This window comes from Enterovibrio sp. FF113, assembly GCF_041439165.1.
GTDB classification, from domain to species: Bacteria; Pseudomonadota; Gammaproteobacteria; order Enterobacterales; family Vibrionaceae; genus Enterovibrio; species Enterovibrio norvegicus_A.
The window spans coordinates 51,984-73,481 of sequence record NZ_JBGONO010000009.1 but is presented as its reverse complement, the minus strand read 5'-3'; the positions used below and the strand labels follow the sequence as shown (position 1 = coordinate 73,481).

Here is a 21,498-nt window from a genome sequence, read left to right as displayed (position 1 = left end):
GAAGTGATTATATATAAGTGCATGGATGCTAGGATTTCAAGATTTTTTTGGGTTTTATTCGTTTAAATCAATAGAATCTAATACTTTCTGTAATTCTTCACGATCAACTAATGAGCTGAAATGAAATCGCTCTCCTCCATGTTTTCTTAGGCGGGTAGTGGTGCTGTATATATATATTAAATGAAATTTCTCAGAGAGAATATCATCTAGTTGATCCATGTCGCTATAATTGCTTATTTCAATGACTGGGCAGCTGTTCTCATCTAGCTCTACAGTTACTCTTTGTTTGGTTATGTAATCAATCATCTTCCTGAATACTCATTGTTGTCATTATTTTCGTTTCCTTCCTTCGCTTTAGAGTCTGAAGATTTGTTTTGTTTTGTTTTGTTTTCAACAGCTTCTCGAAGTAGATCTAACTCTTTAGGTTGAGCAACTCTCTTCTTACCATCGCTGCTTAAAGCGTGCTTAAATCGTACCGGACTTCTACCTGAAGGATTGAACGGGTCGTCCTTTTTCTCTTTCGCACGAGTTTCCTCTACATCAATCTCTGTACCATCTTCTAAAGTAATTGTGATTCCATGCCCATCAGCAGCACCCCCCAATCTATTAGTATGCTTTTTATTTCTGAGCTCAACCGATACTATATCATCATCATCGAATTGTGTTGGTTCGCCATGGTATTTTGTTTCAATTTCATTGTCAGCATCAAGAGGCTCATCTACATCTTCTGGTTTGCTTTGTTGGATGTTGCCAATTTCGTCTTGCAATGAACTCGCAGCCACAGCATGGATAGCTGCCGCAACTGCAGCACCAAATAAGTTTCCAGAAGATCCCATGTTATGTGGTTGTTGTATCTCTATAGTACTGCCATATCGTGAGCCCATATGTTCAGCATAGGAATCCGCACCAGACAATATAGGATCATAGTCTAAACTGCTTTCATAATGAGATCTTGCTACAAACCCAGAAGGATCTCGATACTTCAGCGGATTATTCCAAACATACGCATACCGATTAAAGCTATTGGTCACAAACGGCGCTTGAACAATCGGATCCGCACTAATAAACCGCCCCACCTCCTCATCATAAACCCGCCCATTCATGTGGGTCAGACCGACTTCCTCGATCTGCTCATGGCCGGTATAGCCACGGTTAGTAATGATTTTTAGCTGCACCGATGTCGTGCTGTCTTCCTGCCAGATTACTTTACGCTGTTTACCCCATACATTATAGCTGCGGCGCTCGACCACCACACCATAACCATCCGTGATCATGTCGACGGACTGCAAAGCATCATAGTGCAGGTAGCGCACCTGCTTGTCTTTGAGTTTGTCTTCGCTGTCACGGGTTTGGGTGTTCAGCGCAATTAGCTTGCCGTCGGCATACACAAAGTGTTTGTGTTGTACTTCGCCAGTTGTGGTGTCTTTGACGCGCTCATAGGTTTTATCAAAGTAGAAGGTTTCCACACCGTCACTGTTAGTTTTCAGATAGCGGCTGTGGTTGGCGTCATACTTGAATTCAACGGTTTTACCGTTGCGGGTGATTTTGGTTGGTTTGTTGAACGCGTTCCATTCCAGTTCGCGCTCCATGGCATTGTCAGTGCCTGCCACCGCTTTGGCGCTGACCATGTTACCGACGTCATCATACTGGTAAGTCAGGCCGTTAGCTTGCGTGACAGCATGTGGACCAGCCTGCACACCGCTATAGGTGTAGTCACCGATTTCTGAACGCTGTTTGATATTCCCTAACTTGTCGTATTGCACCGCAAACGGACCATTGAAGTCTGGGTTGCCTGCCAAGTGTTTGTCAGGTGTATCCAAAACCACACTGTTATTAGTGACGCGATCCAGTCCGTCATACTCGAAGGCGTCGCGAATGCCCAAGAACTGGTCATAACGATAGGTGACGTTGTCATGATTATCATATTTGTATTCAATCAAACGAAGGTTTCTGCCCGTCGCGGTATAACCAGACACACCTTTACTAAATAACTGACTCGCTTTGTGCGTAGCAATATAGTCTGGTCGGCCTGTATTGGCATTATGGTGATAGGTATTCACCAAACCATTACCCAGCGTTTCAGACAGGGTATGGTCCCACGCATCGGTTTCGCGACGTTGCCAATAATACAGGTACGTGCTGTCGTCATTGGCTGCGGCTAATTCTGCGTTAGTTAAGAGGGTATTAAGCTGCTCAGCCTGACTGGTTTCTTTGTTGTTTTGGCAATCTGAACGTTGCGCCGTGGTCAGGCTGCCCCCGAGTTGGTTGGCCATTTCACAGTAAACACCGGAAAGCGCTGCGACATCCTCTGATAGGGAGATTAATGCACCAGCCAGTTCGGTATAAAACTTATAGCGGCTACCCGCAATGGCGGCTGCTTGGTCTAAATCTTCGGCGGTAAACAATAACTCCTCTTGTGTGGCGGTATCGGCTTTTGCAATGTAGATGTCGTTCGTCGACATGAGGTCGAGTTGGCCGTTTTTGTCATAGTCCGTCAAAATAAAGTCGTGCGCTGCATACAGCGCTTGGCTGCCAAATTCAGCGTCAGACACCTTATGAACCGTGGTGGAGTAATTGCGTTTACCTGCGCTGTTACCCACAAGTGTGGACTCAACACGGTAGATGTCGCCATCAAGCGTGACATCGATGGGCGTGACCACGTCATCATGCAACAATACCCACGTGCCAGGGCGTAAATAACATTCTCCTTGGGCATTGCACCATTGCTTGTAGCGATAGCCTCCCGCCAGCATAGCAGCGGAAGAGCCATCTAAGGTGTGAACGTTTACCGTTTTCTGGTTGTATTCGGCGGCTTTGCTTTTAAAAAAGCCTTCTTGAATGGCGTATTTTTCGGCGCGTTCTAAATAGGTATTCGCGAGCTGAATTGCCTGAGTAAGCAGTTGGCGAATTTCATCGCGGAAACTGGCACTGGTGAATACTTCATCGGCATAGTTTTTCGGGCTGCGAACGGCTGACATATAGCCATTGGGGTTATAAACATATTCCAACACCAATCGGTCATCGGGGTTTTCTGTTTTGCTTAAATTGTTCGCACCTGCAAGCCGCGAGGTATCAATGCCGTTTGGACGCACTTCTCGGTTAACACGTTCGTAATCGTCATAAAAGTAGTGCGAACTGAATTTTTCGCCATTGGTTTGCTTCGCAACCTCTTCGAGCAAGCCATTGCCGTTGTAGTAATAGTCTGTGCGTAGTTCATTTCCGATAACCGCTGCCAATGTGCCTGGCTTGCCTCGGGTGTCATACACCCACTTCATTGTGCCGCCCGTGTTATATTGCTCCGCCGTTTTTCGTCCCAATGCATCATAGGCGAGGGTGGTTTTTACGCCATTCGCGTCTTTCTTGACTTTCAATTCACCCAAAGCGTTGTAGGTGTATTCCCAATAGCCCATATCGGGGTCATCAAGGCTGCTACGGTGACCCAGTGAGTCATAGCCAATCTTAGTGACATTACCTGAAGAATCTGTGGTCTCTTTGAGCTTGCCATCTGGGTAGTAAGCATACGTTTGGAAAGCACTGTCTGGTTCGTCTTTACGAAGAATATGCCCCAGCACGTTTTGGGTGGTGCTGTGGTTGAAACCACGCGCATCAGTCAGCGAGGTAACAAACCCTGTATAGGCGGTTTTGAATCTGGCTCTGCCGCCCTTTGCTGCTGGTTCGTCTTTGTGTGTTTCGCGGTGCAGTTCGTCGTATTGGAAATTGACAACAGAAATAGCCGTATCATTGAGGAACCTTGGGCGCGTTGCTGACACTTTGCGGCCACTTCTGTCCCAATTGTTGTCTCTAACGATCCACTCGCCATTAAAACCTTGATGAAGACTACGAATTTCATGACCTGCATAGTCAAAGTGGGTGATGACAGTGCCACGATTAGCCGCGCTGGTTTGTGCGCAGGATGCCGTTCTAGGCGTTGCAGCGAAGCACGCAGTATCAAGCTTGTAGTTGTGGCTGATTGTGTTATTTGAACCAGGTCGGGTCTCGCTGGTTAAGCGTTGGAAGGCATCATAGTTGTAGCTAACGGTTCGGCCAGCGAGAGGACTTTTGGATTGCTTCAATAGCCCGTTATTGTCGTAAGTAAAGGTAGTGGTGTGACCCTTGGCGTTGGTTTGTGTTTTCGGAAACAGGCTATTGGCGTCATAAGTCGATGTGGAAATACGTGCATGGTCAATATTAGAACCTGTCAATTTGGTTTCGATCACATTGCCATACGCGTCGTACTTAAATGCGTTAGTCAGATATTTAGCGGAAGAGATTGAGCTTGATGTTCCGTATTCCGATGCACGCGTTGTGTTCGCTTGAAGTAGACCCTTGCCATCGTAGTTAAAGCTATTTTCTACTGTGCGAATTAAATTGCTATCTTCGTCAGCGATGGTTGTTGTTGAAACGTTGAGTGCGCCAATTTTCCAGAAGTTCTCTGCAGCTTCTGTTACCAATTGTGTGCGAGTCGATTTGGTTGTTGCAAATTCTGATTGCCCATCACCATCATAATCACTGTATGCATAACTGCCGCAAGACGCTGGAGAGGCGGCATTAAACGCTGATGCTGTAATGCCGGTCAATGCACCACTAATGGTGGTTAGACCGTCTAAGTCAGTAGAGGAACCTGTGGTGCTGTAAAGGTAGTAACTGTTGTAGCGTTGCAAAACAATGGGGGTGTCGATTTCACCGTGGATGAGAACAATATGATCATTGGGTTTGAAGTAGATCTTTCCGTCACTGCCGCAATAGCGGCCTAGGCCTGCTTTAAAGCTTGCTAGGGTCGATTCAAAATTGTCGATGTTCTGGATAGAGGTAATGTCGTATATCTGATGATCACTGTTAACGCCGCTAGAGAGGTATTGGTTAATGGTGTTGGTCGTGAAATGTCCGCCTTTAGCTATGCCACTGGTGATGTCGGTTGCTTCACTGACGACATTGCCGAAGTGATCAAGGGTTCGTGTGGTTAATTCTTTGCGCTTAACGGCTTGGGTGGCTAAGTCATAGGCGATATTGGTGATGCTATTGGCATAGCTTTGGTAATACTGCGCACCATAGCCTTGGCGTGCGACCTTTTTGTAGTTAAAAGTCTGTTCACCCACCTTTTTGCCATTTCGGGTTTCAATAATGGAAAGTGGTTTGCCCGCTATAATGCCGTCATTGACTTCATACGTGGTGCTGATGACGGTTTTGATCGCCGCATTTTCAGTACGGGTTATTTTTTGAAAACCCAAAAATCCATAGCCTTTAGCGTGTGAACGCGCACCTTCATAGAAATAGCTGTAGCTGGTTGGTGAGTAGCCTTTGGGGGCTTTGCTGTAATTTGAAACTAGGAAACGGCGAGGGGTGGTGTTGAGGTAAGGGTAGGCGAAATGATGGATCTGTTTATGAACGCTGGCATCTGTGGCGAATTTGTAGTTAATAGTGTAATCGACGCCAGATTCTTGAATCTTGTAAATCTTGTCTTGGATTCCACCTGATGAGATATGTTGAATGGCATTTGGTGTAACAGCGCCAGTTTGATAGTTTGAGCTTTCACGAAATGCAGACGTGATAACCGTATCTGCCCATCCATCACCATTTATGTCAGGAAAATTAACGCTGTAATTCTTATGGCGAGAATTTATATTATCAAGTGGTATGGTTTTAACTATATTAGAGGCGTCAATTGAACCGAAATTGTTTTTATAGAAATTTCCATCTTTAAAGTATTCTGGGTAGCCATCATTGTTAATATCGACAAAATCTAGTTCGCCAGTTTCAAATATGGCATTGTTATGTATGGATAGAGTTTGTGTGTGTAAAAACCCCTTGCCGTTATTGAGGTAAATTCTAAGCTGGTTTGGGTATGGGTTATAGCTTACTACGTCGGGTAGTCCGTCGTTATTAATATCCACCACGTTAATATTTACGTCGTAACCCAGTCCAACCGGGGATGCAACTTCAAGCTTGACATCGTTACCTGCGCCTGATAGTTGGTACACGAAAGCATTTGGAGCACGTTTGTATGCGTAGTCATCAATGCCGTCATTGTTTAAATCAATAGTGAAACTTGGTTTTATAAATGATTGCTTGATCGTTTCTTTGCCATCACCGTTGAAATCTCCAGCTACGTTATTTTTACAATATGCAGATAGGACTCCATCTGATGATGGCGAGTAGTTGCCTTCGACGCAAAGATCTTTTGGTGTGGCTACTGCCGATAGGTGCATTTCACCTTCTTCTTGACAGTGCTGTCTACCCGTTGTTTCCCATTTTTGGATACTTAAAGATGGAGAATCGATTGAACCTATAAGGGTGAAACTATCATCATTGTTTTCTGTCGTGTGGCCACTTGGGTGTTTTACTGTATTGAGATGACTAGGGCCAATGTCATCGCCGCATGTTTCTAACCCTTTCGTCCTTTTAACAATACCGTAGCTAGAGAGCTTTCCATCTCTGTCGGAATCAATATATCTAGGTTGGATGAGGTCGGACGTAGTCTGCGTATAAGAAGCAGTTTTTTGAAACCTCCAATTGAAATCAATTGGTGTTGAACAGCTTTCATTCGTACAATAGTTGAGGCCATTAATAAGGCTACGGCTTGTCCCAGAAGAATATATGTAACTTGGTGAGTAAATACCAATAACTGTGTTGGCACTATCTCTAGTTGTGATGCTTGTCAGTCTTTCATTCCGGATAAGACTACTGCCATTTAGATACGATGTTGTCACGTCGCTTCTTGAGCCATAACCAAATAATATTTCTCCGCCAATGTAATCAATAGAAACGATTTTATGGCTACCAATAGTTTGATTCTCAGCGTAGTAAAAGCTAATGCTGTTATTACCAGTAACATCGGTAATTTTATTCAGCGCCCACTTATAAACATGAGCTTGGCCGGGTAGCTCTGCGCGTGAGTCGCCAGTAACACCATATTCATAAACTGAACCATCTTTGGTCCAAACCTTAAAGTAAGCAGGGCCACTTCCGGCAGTGCCAAATGAAATAATCTTTGAGTAGCCATTTTCTTTCAGGCGATACTCAGTGGTATGACCACCATCTTTTCCTGTAATCGCAATCAGCCTTTTGCCATCAAGGCAGTATCTGTCATCTGTATTGAACTGCACGCCACCCCAGCGGCCATCAATGGCTAAGTTTCTTCCACAGCGCGTGATGGCTGACAAACCACCGATTGACCAACCCATGCCCAAGTTTCCGTTGGGGGAATCACTGCGATATTCGAGAGATAGCGATGGTTGATGTCCAGCACGGCCTGGCGATACTGAAATAGGGAGAGAGTAGGCTGCTTCGCCGCCCGAAACAGAAAAGTCTCCCGCTAAAACGGCGGTTTTCCCTGTGCTAGAGGTCAATGCATGCGATGAAATAGGAAAAGTGAAAGCTATCAGGGTACCTAAAAAAACAGCCACCCACTTTATTAATAATGTTGTATTTTTTGGTGCGCCAACGACAGACGAACAGATGTCCATATCTACTACCTGATTATTATTTTTGTGAGAGTGAATGTGCGGCTTTTATGAGGAACACTAACCTTGCAATATCGGCTATTGCGTATTCGAAATGTTTTTGAGTTTTTGAAGTCGTGCTTTCAACTGAGAAAGCTCTTCAGGAACGTTCTGGGATGATCCAACATTGCTTTGTGCAAAAGTTTCCAAGTCGCCCTGCAAGATGGGAAGGCTTGGGGCTTCTGCATTAATCAAACCGTAAGTCAGCGTTTGCTGAAGCTGAATAACAGGTGTGGGGTACTCGGCATCGTCACTTAGCATGTTTTTGGCAGGCGTATCAGTTTTTAAATCCAGCATTGATGTTTGATTTTTCGCGTGGTTTTCCACAGAAACCAGGCCAATCTTGGAGAGTGGTTTTTGGGTGGGCATAGATACAAAGCCAATAACGCTAACTAAAACAGCGATACCAGTAGCAGTGAGTATGTGTGCTTTTTTCATGGCGACCTGATCAACATTGATGAGTCTGGGGAGGGCGGTGATCAAAAACGCTACCGCCCTCCGTAGTTAAACGACTAATCGCAACATTAGATGAATTGAACTGGATGTTTTAGGGGAGGGACGAGGCAAATAGGCATATTTGAACAATCGAAACGAAATTTTCTAACTCTTTGCTTTTGATTTGATTCAATGAAGGTTGACTAAATATTTAGATAAATAGTGAGCACTTACACTTGCGTTGCAAAAAAAAGTGACAGAAATGGTTTCATTTAGAATACTCTTAAAATTGTCCTATTCCTTTTAATACAAACATCTCAAAGTTGGAACTACCTATGACCTCCAATCTCGCTTTGTCTGACAACAAACCTTCGCTCGACATCTTGATGCACGATTTGCAACAGCTAAGCCGTCGGCGCGGTCAGTCATTTTCTGATTGGGTCGGAGAATTGCTGAAAGTAGGGGCGAGCCATTTTAATGCCAGCCTCGGGGAGCTTTGCAGAGTCAGTGACCAAGAGATCCATGTTGTGGAACGCTTTTCGGCGGATACTGCCGGGAGTGCAGGGGGCTCTCCTCTCGACGTTTCTGACGTTATGCCGCTTGCGAATTCATTCAGTGGCGTTGCAGCCGGTATGCAAATACCGATACTTGCGCCCGATACGCACGCACATGAAAAACTGAGCGGCCATCCTTTTATTAAACATTTGCCTGGTGCTTACTGGGGCGTCGCTATTCATTTTGGTGGCGTGGTATGGGGAACCCTGAGTTTTAGTTCTGAAGCTTTATGTGAAAGTCATGCGAATGACGAAAATGCCTTGCTGCTGATGGCGGGTTTGCTTGAACTTAAACTTGAAAATGAAGAGTATCGCGAAGAATTGTTTGGTGCGCGAACGTCTTATCAATTGCTTAGTGAGCGTTTGAAAAACATTCAGCATATTGATCTGTTGACCGACTTACCTAATCGTGGCGCTTTGTTTGATTATCTTCACCGCGAAATTAACCAACTGATACGTCGAGACGGAGAAGGCGCTATCGCGCTGGTGGATATCGACTTCTTCCACATGTTCAATGAAAAACACGGCCATGAAGAGGGTGATCGCATACTCAAAGGCGTGGCAGACTCGCTCAGACAAGCCGTGCGTAACTACGATTATGTTGCGCGTTACAGCGGTGAACAATTTTTAGTGTGGTTTCCCGATACTTTACAATCGGAAGTGGTGAAAGTGTGTGAACGAATGGCGGCGCATGTTTCTCACTGCGAAGTCGAAGGAACGCCTGTCACCATTAGTGTCGGCTATTGTGCTTTTCGTAGTGATAGTGAAGAAAAAATCCCATTTTCTAGAGCACTCGATAAGCTAATCAATTTAGCAAATACCGCGTTAAATGAAGCAAAAGCCAAAGGACGAAATTGTGCCGTGTCTGCATCTAAACGTCCTGTCACCATCACGTCGCTACCGATTTAAATACATTGTTTTAAATCCTGTCTCGATTATCGATACAGGTATACAGACAGAAAATAATTGATTTGGTCGTTGATGTATTTGACCGTTATTTGGCGGTCGCTTGTTTCACCGCCTTGTGTGATGTCCCAAGGAATGAATTTGGTGTAACGCGGCAGCGATTTTCCCGACTGCACTGAAGAGGGGGATAGTGCGATCAAAAAGTCCACATTCTGCCCTTGATAAGCCTCTATTGTGCGTAAATGGTCATCCCGACATGCAATGTTGTATTGGCGAAGCGATTGACACGCTGAGGCGATGTTGCAAACCTCGCTAGTGAACGCACACAAGCCTTTGAAATAACTGTCAGCTTTGTGGTTCAAGATAGACTGAGCAACCAGTGAATATCCTTCTTCTCCATCACAAAGAAATAACACGCTGGGCTTGATTTTTTGCCCGTTTGGCTTCGGCGTCTCTGTGTCCTTTTCCAATACCGATAACCCCTCGTTTCTGCTGTTTGCTTTTTCGCTTTCCTTCGCGCATTGACCCATGTTTTTGTCTCTTTGGCTGTTCATCAATGGTGATCCCAGAACATGAGATACACCCTCTACGTGCCTCCACTACTCGATAGCCACTGCAATGCGTGCGAGAAAAAACGTCGATGAGGTTACTCGTGTATAACCTAGACAAGCAATGTTTCACTCGGGTGACGTATTGATTTCATTAATGTTTCAGCGTGAAAGTGACACGGTCTGTAATCAAATGTTCACATTTTGTTAAGGTTACTGTCATAGGCGGCCTCTAACTTTTACATCAGTTTTGAAGCGAAAACGAAAGCAGTACAGGTTTTTCTGACTGCTTAAATGAACAAACAATCGACTTGGAGGTTGATGTGAAACTTAAGACTCTGATTGCGGCATCGACAGTATGTCTGTCTACCTTTGCAGCGGGTAACGTTGCTGCTGCGTCACGTGACTACATTAGCATTGTTGGTTCATCAACAGTGTACCCATTTGCCACCGTTGTAGCGGAACGCTTCGGTCGCACGTCAGCATTTGCTGTACCGAAAATCGAATCAACAGGTTCAGGCGGTGGCTTGAAATTGTTCTGCTCAGGTGTAGGCGAAAACACACCGGATATCACTAACGCATCGCGCAAAATCAAAAGCTCAGAAGTTGAGTTGTGTGCGAAAAACGGCGTAAAAGATATCGTTGAAGTGAAAATCGGCTATGACGGCATCGCGTTTGCGAACTCTAAAAAATCTCAGCAGTTTGATATCACGTTGAAAGACCTTTTCACTGCGCTGGCGAAAGTGGTTCCTGATGCAAACGGTAATCTGATTGCCAATCCAAACAAAACCTGGAAAGACGTTAACGCCTCTCTTCCCGCAACCAAAATTGAAGTGCTAGGCCCACCACCAACGTCGGGTACGCGTGATGCGTTCGTCGAGTTGGCGATGGAAGGCGGTTGTAAGCAATATCCAGAGCTGAAAGCGCTGAAAAAAGCAGACAAGAAAAAATACAAAGCGGTTTGTCACGGTATTCGTGAAGACGGCGCATTTATCGAAGCAGGCGAAAACGATAACCTGATTGTTCAGAAGCTGGCTGCAAATCCAAACGCGTTTGGTATCTTCGGCTATAGCTTCCTTGAGCAAAATGCAGACAAAGTGCAAGGCGCTAAAATCGGCGGCGTAGTGCCTACGTTCGACGCGATTGGTGACGGTTCTTACCCTGTTTCTCGCTCACTGTATTTCTACGTGAAGAAAGCGCACGCAGAAGTGATTCCGGGTCTGCAGCAGTACGTTGCCTCTTTCACGTCTGAAGATGCGATTGGCGATGAGGGCTACTTGACTGACCGTGGTTTGATTCCGCTGTCAGCGCGTGATTTGAAACTGGTTCGCAACAACGCAGTTGACCTCACACCGAATCTGTAACGCGTTACCCCTGAGGTGGTGTGCTGACAACAGCACGCCACCTTTGTTGTACAAGGGATTAAAGGAAAAGGGATGCAAACGTCTACATTGATGGTGGTGGTACTCGCACTCACGTTGAGCGCGTACTTTCTTGCCAAAAAACGTTCCCGGGATATTGCTACTGTAGAAGGTGGCTTGAACAAACTTCACTCCCGGCCTAATTATTACGGCTCCTATGCGGCTATTTTAGCGGCAGTACCGAGTGTACTTCTTCTTATCATCTGGCAGGCCTTTGAGCCGAGCACAGTGAAATCGCTGGTGATGGCGCAACTGCCACAGAGCGTACTTGATACCAATGAAAATACGCAGTTGTTGTTTGGCCAGATCGTGCATATTGCTAACGGTCTGCTTCAGACTGATGAGCCTGCTTTGCTAGCGGCCGCGGCCTACTATCATCACCTCGAGAGCATTGGGCGTACTCTTCGTTTCGTCGCCGTGGCTGCATTGTCACTGGTTGGCTTATCGTTCGGTTGGCGTACAGTCAGACCTAAGCTAAAAGCCCGTCATCACGTCGAAAAATGCCTTCAATTTTTCCTCATGTTTTGTTCGACGCTGGCTATTCTCACCACGCTAGGTATTGTTCTTTCCGTGCTTTTTGAAGCGATTCGCTTCTTCCAAATTATCCCGATCACAGATTTTCTGTTCGGCACGCAATGGTCCCCACAGATAGCCCTTCGTGCTGATCAACAAGGCGCAACAGGCGCATTTGGTGCTATTCCGCTGTTCACTGGCACTTTGATGATTTCCTTTATTGCCATGTGTATTGCTGCGCCAATTGGCCTAATGAGCGCGATTTATCTCGCTGAGTACGCTTCGCCTACCGTTCGCAATATCGTTAAACCTGTGTTGGAAGTGCTGGCAGGGATACCCACGGTGGTTTACGGCTTCTTTGCCGCTTTGACCGCCGCGCCATTTATTCGAGATCTCGCCCATGCGATTGGCTTTTCGGGGGCCTCTTCTGAGAGTGCGCTGGCAGCAGGCATGGTAATGGGTGTGATGATCATTCCGTTCGTTTCATCGTTGTCAGACGACGTGATCACTGCGGTTCCTCAATCGCTGCGTGATGGCTCACTTGGCCTAGGCGCGACTCAATCTGAAACCATCATCAATGTTGTTATTCCCGCTGCGCTTCCCGGTATTGTCGGCGGCTTGCTGTTGGCTGTATCACGTGCCATTGGCGAAACCATGATTGTGGTGATGGCGGCAGGTTTGTCGGCCAAGTTAACCGCTAACCCGTTGGATTCAGTCACCACGGTGACAGTGCAAATCGTGACCTTGTTGGTGGGCGATCAGGAATTCGATAGCCCGAAGACACTGGCTGCATTCGCCTTGGGCTTGACGCTGTTTGTTGTCACGCTGGCACTTAACTTTGTCGCCCTTCGAATCGTGAAGAAATATCGAGAGCAATATGACTGATAGATTATTAAAAATCGCAGAAACCAAGCGAGAAAAAGTGAAGGCAGGTGTGGGTCGTCGTCGCGCCAAAGAAAAGCGTTTTCGCTTCTATGGCGTTGCATCCATCTCCATGGCATTTGCGTTCTTGATTGTGTTGATGACCACCATTGTTTCTGATGGCTATACCGCGTTTTTCACCACTGAAATTAAACTGACGGTCGACTTGTCTGCGGATGAACTGGGACTGGTTGGTCAGGATATTAATCAACAGACCTTGATGAGTGCGAGCTTTCGGAAAGTCATCCGCAAAGCGATTTTGGACGATGTGCCTGTTAATGGTCGCCAGAACAAACGCCAGCTTTATAAATTCTTGTCGAACGGTGCGGAATACGATTTGCGTGACATGGTCATTGCCGATCCATCGCTGATTGGGAAAAGAATCGAGTACTGGGCGCAAGCGGGCGACAACTTCAATCAGTACAACAAAGGCAACATCACGGCAGCCATACCAGAAGATGGGCGACAGTTTAAAAATCTTCAAATCCAATGGTATGACGAACTGGTGAAAGAAGGGAATGTTCGCACTGTCTTCAATACCAACTTCTTCACCAATGGGGACAGCCGTGATGCAGAGTTAGCCGGTATTTGGGGGGCGACGGTTGGGTCGTTCTATACCTTGTTAATCACGCTGGCATTAAGTTTTCCGATTGGTATATCCGCCGCGATTTATCTTGAAGAGTTTGCACCGCGTAATCGTGCAACGGAACTGATTGAAATTAACATCAATAACCTTGCTGCGGTGCCATCAATTGTGTTTGGTTTGCTCGGGTTAGCTGTGTTCTTGAATGTGGCAGACTTGCCTCGTTCAGCACCTGTTGTGGGCGGCTTGGTGCTAACGCTAATGACCTTACCAACCATTATTATTTCTAGCCGAGCGGCAATTAAAGCTGTCCCGCCATCTGTGCGCGACGCCGCGCTCGGTGTTGGTGCTTCAAAAATGCAGATGGTCATTCACCATGTGTTGCCATTGGCCATGCCGGGCATGCTCACAGGCACCATCATTGGCATGGCACAAGCGCTGGGTGAAACCGCGCCACTGCTCATGATTGGTATGGTCGCTTTCATTGTCGATGTCCCATCTGGGCCATTAGACGCGGCAACCGCACTTCCAGTACAAATATATCTCTGGGCGGAAAACCCAGAAAAAGGCTTTGTCGAGAACACCTCAGGCGCAATCATGGTGCTGCTGGCCTTCTTGGCATTTATGAACGCATGTGCCGTTATCATGCGCAAGCGCTTAGAGCGCAGATGGTAGGAGTAGGGAAATGACAACCATAATTACACATTCGTCTGATTTTTCATCCAGCAAAAGTGTTCGCTCAGCGGAGCATACCGCAGCCCCGAAAGAGACTTGCGGCATACCCTTTGTCGATGCCCCGCGTATGACGGCGCGCAATGTTGGCGTGAGCTACGAGAGTGGCGCTAAATCGGCTATCCGCAATATCAACCTCGATATTGGCGAGAAACAAGTGTTGGCGATGATCGGCCCTTCAGGTTGCGGTAAGTCGACGTTTTTACGCTGTTTAAACCGTATGAACGACACGGTTTTTGGTTGCGATGTCACGGGAGAAATCTTGTTGGATGGCCACGACATCTATGCCAAGGAGCAAGAAATCGTCGAGCTCCGTTCACAAGTCGGCATGGTATTCCAGCGTGCAAATCCGTTCCCTAAATCTATTTATGACAACGTGGCATATGGACCACGTATTCATGGTTTGGTGGACAGCAAAGACGAGCTTGATGAAGTGGTGGAGCAATCTTTGCGTCGCGCAGGTCTTTGGGAAGAAGTGAAATCACGTTTAGGGCAGCCTGCAACGGGTTTGTCTGGTGGGCAGCAACAGCGCTTGTGTATCGCACGTACTATTTCGATTGCACCAGAAGTGATCTTGATGGATGAGCCGTGTTCGGCGCTTGACCCGATTGCGACTGGAATCATCGAAGATCTTATCGAAGAGCTCAAAGAGAACTTCAGCATCGTGATTGTCACGCACTCCATGTCTCAGGCTCGACGTGTTTCCGATCGCACGGCGTATTTTCATTTAGGCGATCTGGTTGAAGTGAATGAAACCGTCAACGTGTTTGAGCAACCCGAGCATACACTGACGCGCGATTACATTGGTGGGCGTTTCGGGTAAAACCCAAGTGTTTGGTTTCAGTCAATTAAGATAATGTTATCAAGGCGAACTCAACGTTCGCCTTTTTCGGCAGTGATCTGGTGTTCATTTGCACGAACTGTTTAAAGCCTGTCCAAACGAGCGAATTAGAGTAAATTCGCGCTTTACAAGGTCACGATAGCTTTGTAATATTCGCGGCAACAACGGAGAGATGGCTGAGTGGTTTAAAGCACCGGTCTTGAAAACCGGCGAGGGTTTATAGCCCTCCTAGGGTTCAAATCCCTATCTCTCCGCCAAATTAGATTAAGCCCGCTCAGTGAGCGGGCTTTTTCGTTTCTGGAATAAGCATTTGGAAATAGGGGGGCAGAATCCTAGGCGAGGGTTTAGCCGAGCGAAGCGACCGAGTAAATCCCTATTTCTCCGCCAAATTAAATTAAGCCCGCCCGCTCGTGAATGAAGAGCGGGTGGGCTTTTTCGTTATTGTCTTTTGCGTAAAAATGACGTGATGACTGTCTGGTTTACTCTGACTGGGCGATGGGCTGCGTGCTCATTGGTACTTTTGTTGGGGCATATCCCAGCAATTTGTTATAGGCACGTTTGGGTAGCACCATCATGACCAAGGGCACGAGATACAGCACGGTAAAGAAAGAGGTGGTCATGCAGAACACGATAACCACAGCAATGTTGTATTTCGCGACTGCGCCAAAGTTAAACTGAAACACCAAGGGCAACACCCCGAGGATAAGCGAGAACGAGGTCATAAACACTGCATTAAAACGCTGCGAACACCCTTCGATAATCGCGGTTTTGAGCATTGTGGGGTCGGCATACTGGCGGGCAATTCGAATCACTTCATACACCATGATCACCGCTTGTTTTGACGACAGACCGACCGCAGTTAGAATCGACAATCGGGTATAAATGTTATCTGACAAGCCAAATAAATCGAGGGCGATATATCCCGAGAAGTAAGTGACAGGCACGGTCGATAGCACGATGATGAGCGGCGCGACAACAGAATCAAACAGCACTGTCAGCAGCAAGAAGATCAGAAGCAACGAGAATACCGTAATGTTGATGTGTTCGGTGACCGACGAAGAGATCGAACGGCTAGAACCAATGAACGTGATGTTGTGCTCCGCAATGCCTTTTGAGATCAGAATGTCTTTCAGCGCGTGTATCGCATCGTATTTGTTCACACCAGACAGCGTAATCCCCCGAATTTGCACGCTCGGCAGGCCGTTGGTTTTGTTGATATTCAATGGCTCGAAAGACGGCTCGACGTGCTGAACAGCACTCTTCATGATTTTTCGTGATCCATCATCATACAGAGCATAGTCATCGATGACCGTGGTGTTTTGTGTGTTGCTAATGCGTTGCTCGGACGGTGAAACGCCAAGGTACACTTTGACATTGTCGTTTGCATGGGGCGTTTTACCGATGTAATTCGGTTGAGAAAAAGCCGCGATCAGCGAGGCAAAATAGCGGCGTTCCGCACTGCCATACGTCGTGGTGTCGACTAACGTGTCGATATTGAATTGATTCGACACGTATTTCGCATCATGCACCAAAAACTCAAACATCCCCGAGGCGCGCGCTTCTCGCAGTGCGGCTTCTACTTTTTCCAGCACTTCCTCGGTGTCGCTTCCCATGATCGCCATGTCGATAGGGAAGGTGGACGCGCCGGGAATATCCGTCGGTAAAATCACAAAAGAACGGCTCAAGGTTTCTTGTGCCAGCATCGACGCTAACCGCTCAGATTGTTTCACCAATAGGTTGTTTTTCTGTGGGTTATCAATGAACTGCTGTGCGATATGCTGAATGGGTTGGGTGATTTCTTGCCACCACACTGTATCTTGCTTGTCGTTTTCGCTTTCGTTGTTATCGGCAAATTCAGGTGCCTTCAGGCGTACATAGTGCGTGATCATATTGCTGTCAGGCAGGCCCGTGACATAGTTGGTGGAATCAACCCAAGGCAGCGCAAGAATGCGTTGCGTTAAGGTGCTGGCTTGATGCTGAACATCTGCCGATGTTGCGTTCGGGCTGACTTCGCTCAGTACCAACAATAGGCGTTTGTCTTCTGGCGGTGCGACTTCGTTGTCGCTGTTTTGCCATGCAAAAAAACCCACGACGAGCACACCCATGATTGCCGCTGCGGTGAAAGTACGTATGACACGGCTCTCCGCGAATACGCACAGTGATTGGTGATAGGCGCGTAGCACGGGGTTTTGATAGGGTGTGGCATCAGAGGTTGAAGCGTTGGCCTTCGACGCCAGCGCGTTTTTGCGTGATGTTGGCAATAGCTTAGGCGTGATCAACACAGAAACAAACAAAGAACACAACAGGGCAATGGAAATGGCGATACCAAATTCTTTGCTCACCACGCTGTAATCGGCGCTTGAGAAAATATACGGCAAATACACCACCACCAGTGTCAGCGTGATCGCCACCAATACCATCAAGATGGCGCGTAATCGCATCAATTGGTTACCGCTTTGGGTGAGCCCTGGCTGAGCGGGCTGATGGTGTCCGTTTAAGTAATCTGTCACCACAATGGAATCATCTACCACTAAGCCGATGGCGATGATTAAGGCCGTTATTGTGATCAGGTTGATGGAGTCGAGCGAGACCGAGTAAAACGCAAAAGCCAGCAGCAAAGAAAGGGGGATAGAAAGCGAAATCGCGAACGCTGAGGCCAGTGATCGTGTGGTGAAATACACGATCAAGCAGGTGACTGCGATGGAAAGCAAAATCGATAATATGGTTTCTTTGATCGAGCCATACAACATCACCGTGCTGTCCATGATTTCTTGCGCTTGAATATCGGGCTCGCCGATTAAGAACTCAGCAATCATCGCTTTCACCTCGGTCGAAACCGACAGTGGGTTGGCGCGGCCATCGAAGGTCGCCAGCATTACCACCCCATCTTTGTCATTGAACTTGGCTTTCACGCGGGTGTATTCGTTGGCTACGCGAAACGTTGCGATATCAGACAGGCTGTGAACGCCTTGCGTGCCATCATCTTCAAGGCGCAATGTCGCCATTTTCTGAATGCCGTTGTCGACCGACTTATGGTGATAAATCTCATAGTTTTCGCCGTCCACCAAGTAGCTGGCGGGTTGAGAAAAAGCGGATTGCACCGAGTCATACACTTGGTTGAGCGCAAGCCCTGCGGCGTTTAGGCGGTCTTGATCGACATCGATATAAATGGCATCGCTAGGGCCATATAGCGCCACAGATTGAATGCCGGGTAAGCTGCGCAGAATTGGCGTGACTTCGCTTTCCAGCAATCGGCTGACCAGAGAGTCAGAGCGCGCGTTAGAGGTGAACACGTACCCCAAGTCTGGTGCAAAGTCGCCTTTGTCTAAGCCTGATGTCAGTTCATCAAGGTTATTTTGCACCATAGGGCGATTGGTGAGCTGGTTACTGATATCACGCGCCACCGCATCAATGTCGACGCTTTTGTCGAACTTACCGGTCACGCGAAGTGAGTTATTACCCACGGTCAGCCGGGTATACTCCAATCCATCTTGCTCCGCGAAAATGTCTTCGATGTCGCTTGCAACGTGCGTCGCAATGTACTTGGCGGGCTTATCGTAAAATTGGGCGGAAACAAAAATCGTGCTGCTGCGCGAATAAGGGAATGAGGTCAGTGTCACGAACTTGAGGGCTGCCAATCCGCAGAGGGTAATGAGCAACATCAAAATAATGTAACCCATACGCGATTCGAAGTAGCGACCGAGCAGTGACGACCCGTTAATTGCGCTTTTCATCGTACCATCCCTACTAATTGTTGCGTGGTGTCCGAAGCCGGCTCAACAGGCGCTGGGTTATTGGTTCGGGGGCGTTTTACGCGAACCAATTCGTTATCCAGCAATTTGAATGAACCCGCCGTGACAATGACATCGCCTGGCGTCACACCGCTTTCAAGTGCGAGCACGCCATCGTCATACCAGCTCACTTGCACATACTGCTTCTTCACGCGACGCCCATCGAGTTTGAACACGTAGAACCCTTTGTAATCCAAGTGTACATACTTGTTTTCAAGGAACATGCCTTGGTCAGCCTGTTGAAGCGGCAAGTTAGATGTGCAGCGTTCGAAGAGGGAATGGTTAACCAAGTCTGCAGGTTGGCCTGTGCTTTCCATCATCACATCATCCGGGCTGAGTGTGCCATAAAGCTTAACGAACTCGCCGTTGTCTTCGGGCTCGTGACGGCTGTATTGCGCCGTGGCAATCACATCGCCGTTATCGACAGAGCGCAACGCGATTTTGTCTCTCAACGCGATAGACGAGAAGATGTGGAGCGGTATTTTGGACGTGAATTCGAAGGTTTGATTTCCATAAAACGTGAGCACCGAAACACCCGGATTTACGCGGTCATATTGTTTAACGGTAGGTGTTTCGAATACGCCATCTTCCGGTGCGTAGAATTTGAAAGATTCGAATAACGCACGTTGATACGCCACTTCTGCCCGCAAGTTATCGACTTTCAACTGCAGTTCATCGATTTCCTGTTTCGAGTTTTTGACGCGCAGTGAGCGGTAGCGTTGCAGGTTCAGTGCATTCAAACGTAAGTTGTTTTGTGCCACTTGATAGTGATAGCGCACGGATTCGTTTTCGATTTCGAGCAATAACTCGCCCTTCTTCACCTGATGACCGCCTTTACGGACATAAACCACTTCGCCGTCCACCTTGGGGGCGAGATGGTAAATGTTCTGTGGCGTGATCATGCAAGCCGACTGATAGACCTTGTTGCGACGTTCTGTCTGCATCAACAGGCTTTCAACCGTTTTCATTTGAAGGCCCGCCGGAATATCGTTATCCGACGTTGTTTTCTTTACGCCTGCGAAGGAGAAAAGTGAAGCACTCAGTGCCACAGCGAAAATCGGGATAAGAAGCGCGAGTTTATTGTTCATAATGTTTCTGCTAACTGTCTTGGTTGAACATGGGTCAATGAGTCAGGTAACTGCCATTGTGCGAGGTCGCCTTGTTGCAAGCCCTGCTTCAGGCGCTGCTTGTTGTGCTTGCCGTTATCGTTAATTGGAATGTCAGTTAAGCGCTCTACATGCTTTGGCAGGTGAGACGAGAGGGCACAGGTTTTCAATCGGCGTTCGCGAATCATGCCTTCGGTCATGCGTTCGCCTATCTCTTCCACGATGAAAGCGGTGATTTCCAAGGTGTCAGGGTTGACCAAAATGCAGGCGTCGCGAACCTCAGGTTGAGATTTCAACCACTGTTCGTGCTCCTTGCAGGAATACTTCAAGCCATCAATTTTGAACACTTCGTCTTTGCGACCACTGAGGTAGAGATACCCTTCGCTGTCCATGCGGCCAAAATCACCCGTTGCGAGTTTTTTCTGGCGGTCATTTTCATCAAAGAAAAGTGCTTTTCTGGTTGCTTCTGGGTTATCTAAATACTCGGTCATCACATGTGGGCCAGACACCACGATTTGTCCTTCTGTGCCCGCAGGAACCGGCTGGTTGTTCTCATCCAAGATTTCGATGCGCGTGCCCGGAATCGCGATCCCCACACTGTCAGGTTTCTTGGCGTACTCGTCAGGGTGAAGCCATGTGGTGCGCTTGCACTCGGTTAACCCGTACATGGAGAAGAAACGACAGTGAGGAAAAATGTTCTGCATGTATTCCACTTCGCCACGGTGAATCGCTTCGCCTGTGTTGGTGATCGTGGTGACAGACTCAAGCGCCTTGGCCGCACCAAACTGCTTAATCAAACGCGCCATCGACGGCACGATAGGGAAGTGGGTTGCGTTGATTTTCTGCACTTCCATCAAGTTCTTCTGCGGGATCATAAAAGAGTGGGTTAGGAAGGTTTGGCAGCCCGTGAACAGGGGGAACAAGATTTGATAGAAGCCATAATCGAAGTTCAGCGGCAGCGCGTTGTAAATCACGTCATCGGCATCAATTTCCAAGTACTCGATAATGGATTGCGCGGCAAACAGGACATTCGAATGGCTCAGTGCTACGCCTTTTGAACGGCCCGTTGAACCCGAGGTAAAGAACACCAAGCCGATGTCACTGGCGACGGGCTTGCGGCTGCGCTGCTGGGTCGCGACGGCTGTATCACACACGCCTGTTGCGCGGTCATTGCGAAGCCAGCCCGGTGCGCCAAACGCGTGACGCTGTTCGGTGTTGCTAGTATCAGCGTTGCTATTATCAGCGTTGCTATTAACGGTGCAGCCTAGCTCGCGGTAATAGCTCAATTGGTACATGGCTTTGCTGGCATGCTCTGGGGCAATCAGCAAAATATCCGCTTCAAACTGATCGATGATGGCTTGGTTCTTGGTTTGGTCAGCACGGGCATCAATGGTGGCAAATAGCACCCCAAGTTTGCTCGCGGCGAGCAGCAGCGGCAGCGTGTTCATGCCACGGCCTGCGATATACAACAAACGGTCGCCAAGGCCGAGACCTTCTTGTGTTAAGGCTTCTGCATGGCGGTTGGTTTTGTCCAGCAGGTCTGAGAACGTCCAATCGTTCTTCGCATCACGCAGACATACCTTGGTTGGGTGTTGCTGTTGAATGTGTAGCAACTGGTCATAAAGTGTCGTTTTCATAGGGGAATATT

12 protein-coding genes and 1 tRNA gene are annotated in these 21,498 nt (G+C 47.5%); 6 read left to right on the top strand and 7 right to left on the bottom strand.

What is annotated here, in order from left to right; genetic code table 11:
- Positions 1-54: 54 nt before the first annotated feature.
- The 3 genes from ACED36_RS08975 to ACED36_RS08965 all read right to left on the bottom strand — a co-directional run bounded on the left by ACED36_RS08975 (position 55) and on the right by ACED36_RS08965 (position 7,937).
- Entirely contained in the window at positions 55-306 is a 252-nt protein-coding gene (locus ACED36_RS08975) for a hypothetical protein (RefSeq protein WP_016961181.1), read from the bottom strand.
- Positions 303-7,463 (bottom strand): RHS repeat-associated core domain-containing protein, encoded by a 7,161-nt coding sequence (locus tag ACED36_RS08970; protein WP_016961183.1) that lies wholly within the window; start codon positions 7,461-7,463, stop codon positions 303-305. The genes ACED36_RS08975 and ACED36_RS08970 overlap by 4 nt, the downstream gene beginning before the upstream one ends.
- Positions 7,464-7,538: 75 nt before the next feature.
- Complete coding sequence (locus tag ACED36_RS08965) at positions 7,539-7,937, bottom strand: hypothetical protein (protein WP_029486587.1); 399 nt, start codon at positions 7,935-7,937, stop codon at positions 7,539-7,541.
- Positions 7,938-8,269: 332 nt separating this feature from the next.
- Between ACED36_RS08965 and ACED36_RS08960 the strand changes: the two genes are divergently transcribed.
- Positions 8,270-9,397 (top strand): GGDEF domain-containing protein, encoded by a 1,128-nt coding sequence (locus tag ACED36_RS08960; RefSeq protein WP_016961185.1) that lies wholly within the window; start codon positions 8,270-8,272, stop codon positions 9,395-9,397.
- A gap of 26 nt (positions 9,398-9,423) precedes the next feature.
- Here the strand turns inward: ACED36_RS08960 and ACED36_RS08955 are convergent, their stop codons facing one another.
- Entirely contained in the window at positions 9,424-9,948 is a 525-nt protein-coding gene (locus tag ACED36_RS08955; RefSeq protein WP_016961186.1) for a hypothetical protein, read from the bottom strand.
- 317 nt (positions 9,949-10,265) lie between these two features.
- Here ACED36_RS08955 and ACED36_RS08950 point away from each other — a divergent pair, with 317 nt between their 5' ends.
- The 5 genes from ACED36_RS08950 (at position 10,266) to ACED36_RS08930 (ending at position 15,210) form a co-directional block, all read left to right on the top strand.
- Entirely contained in the window at positions 10,266-11,306 is a 1,041-nt protein-coding gene (locus ACED36_RS08950; protein ID WP_017004219.1) for a substrate-binding domain-containing protein, read from the top strand.
- A gap of 72 nt (positions 11,307-11,378) precedes the next feature.
- Positions 11,379-12,761, top strand: a complete 1,383-nt coding sequence (pstC, locus tag ACED36_RS08945; protein WP_371733145.1) for a phosphate ABC transporter permease subunit PstC — start codon at positions 11,379-11,381, stop codon at positions 12,759-12,761.
- Complete coding sequence (gene pstA, locus ACED36_RS08940) at positions 12,754-14,055, top strand: phosphate ABC transporter permease PstA (protein WP_371733144.1); 1,302 nt, start codon at positions 12,754-12,756, stop codon at positions 14,053-14,055. Before pstC ends, pstA begins: the two co-directional genes overlap by 8 nt.
- A 10-nt stretch (positions 14,056-14,065) precedes the next feature.
- A complete protein-coding gene (gene pstB / locus ACED36_RS08935; protein ID WP_016961190.1) occupies positions 14,066-14,935 on the top strand; it encodes a phosphate ABC transporter ATP-binding protein PstB in 870 nt (289 codons plus the stop codon).
- A 184-nt stretch (positions 14,936-15,119) separates the two neighbouring features.
- Positions 15,120-15,210: transfer RNA gene (locus ACED36_RS08930), tRNA-Ser, on the top strand.
- Between the two features lie 222 nt (positions 15,211-15,432).
- Here ACED36_RS08930 and ACED36_RS08925 read toward each other — a convergent pair.
- From ACED36_RS08925 to ACED36_RS08915, 3 genes are read right to left on the bottom strand one after another with little or no spacing between them, the layout of a single operon-like run.
- Complete coding sequence (locus ACED36_RS08925; protein WP_371733143.1) at positions 15,433-18,687, bottom strand: efflux RND transporter permease subunit; 3,255 nt, start codon at positions 18,685-18,687, stop codon at positions 15,433-15,435.
- Positions 18,684-19,832, bottom strand: coding sequence for an efflux RND transporter periplasmic adaptor subunit (locus ACED36_RS08920; RefSeq protein WP_017004215.1), 1,149 nt, complete (start codon positions 19,830-19,832; stop codon positions 18,684-18,686). The genes ACED36_RS08925 and ACED36_RS08920 overlap by 4 nt, the downstream gene beginning before the upstream one ends.
- Entirely contained in the window at positions 19,829-21,487 is a 1,659-nt protein-coding gene (locus ACED36_RS08915) for a class I adenylate-forming enzyme family protein (RefSeq protein WP_016961193.1), read from the bottom strand. Before ACED36_RS08915 ends, ACED36_RS08920 begins: the two co-directional genes overlap by 4 nt.
- Between the last annotated feature and the right edge of the window lie 11 nt (positions 21,488-21,498).

Bases quoted from the DNA above. Each gene is read 5' to 3' on its own strand.
- ACED36_RS08975 (WP_016961181.1), bottom strand. From the start codon at position 306: ATGATTGATTACATAACCAAACAAAGAGTAACTGTAGAGCTAGATGAG.
- ACED36_RS08965 (WP_029486587.1), bottom strand. From the start codon at position 7,937: ATGAAAAAAGCACACATACTCACTGCTACTGGTATCGCTGTTTTAGTT.
- ACED36_RS08915 (WP_016961193.1), bottom strand. From the start codon at position 21,487: ATGAAAACGACACTTTATGACCAGTTGCTACACATTCAACAGCAACAC.
- ACED36_RS08960 (WP_016961185.1), top strand. From the start codon at position 8,270: ATGACCTCCAATCTCGCTTTGTCTGACAACAAACCTTCGCTCGACATC.
- ACED36_RS08920 (WP_017004215.1), bottom strand. From the start codon at position 19,832: ATGAACAATAAACTCGCGCTTCTTATCCCGATTTTCGCTGTGGCACTG.
- ACED36_RS08970 (WP_016961183.1), bottom strand. From the start codon at position 7,463: ATGGACATCTGTTCGTCTGTCGTTGGCGCACCAAAAAATACAACATTA.
- ACED36_RS08955 (WP_016961186.1), bottom strand. From the start codon at position 9,948: ATGAACAGCCAAAGAGACAAAAACATGGGTCAATGCGCGAAGGAAAGC.
- pstB (WP_016961190.1), top strand. From the start codon at position 14,066: ATGACAACCATAATTACACATTCGTCTGATTTTTCATCCAGCAAAAGT.
- pstA (WP_371733144.1), top strand. From the start codon at position 12,754: ATGACTGATAGATTATTAAAAATCGCAGAAACCAAGCGAGAAAAAGTG.
- pstC (WP_371733145.1), top strand. From the start codon at position 11,379: ATGCAAACGTCTACATTGATGGTGGTGGTACTCGCACTCACGTTGAGC.
- ACED36_RS08925 (WP_371733143.1), bottom strand. From the start codon at position 18,687: ATGAAAAGCGCAATTAACGGGTCGTCACTGCTCGGTCGCTACTTCGAA.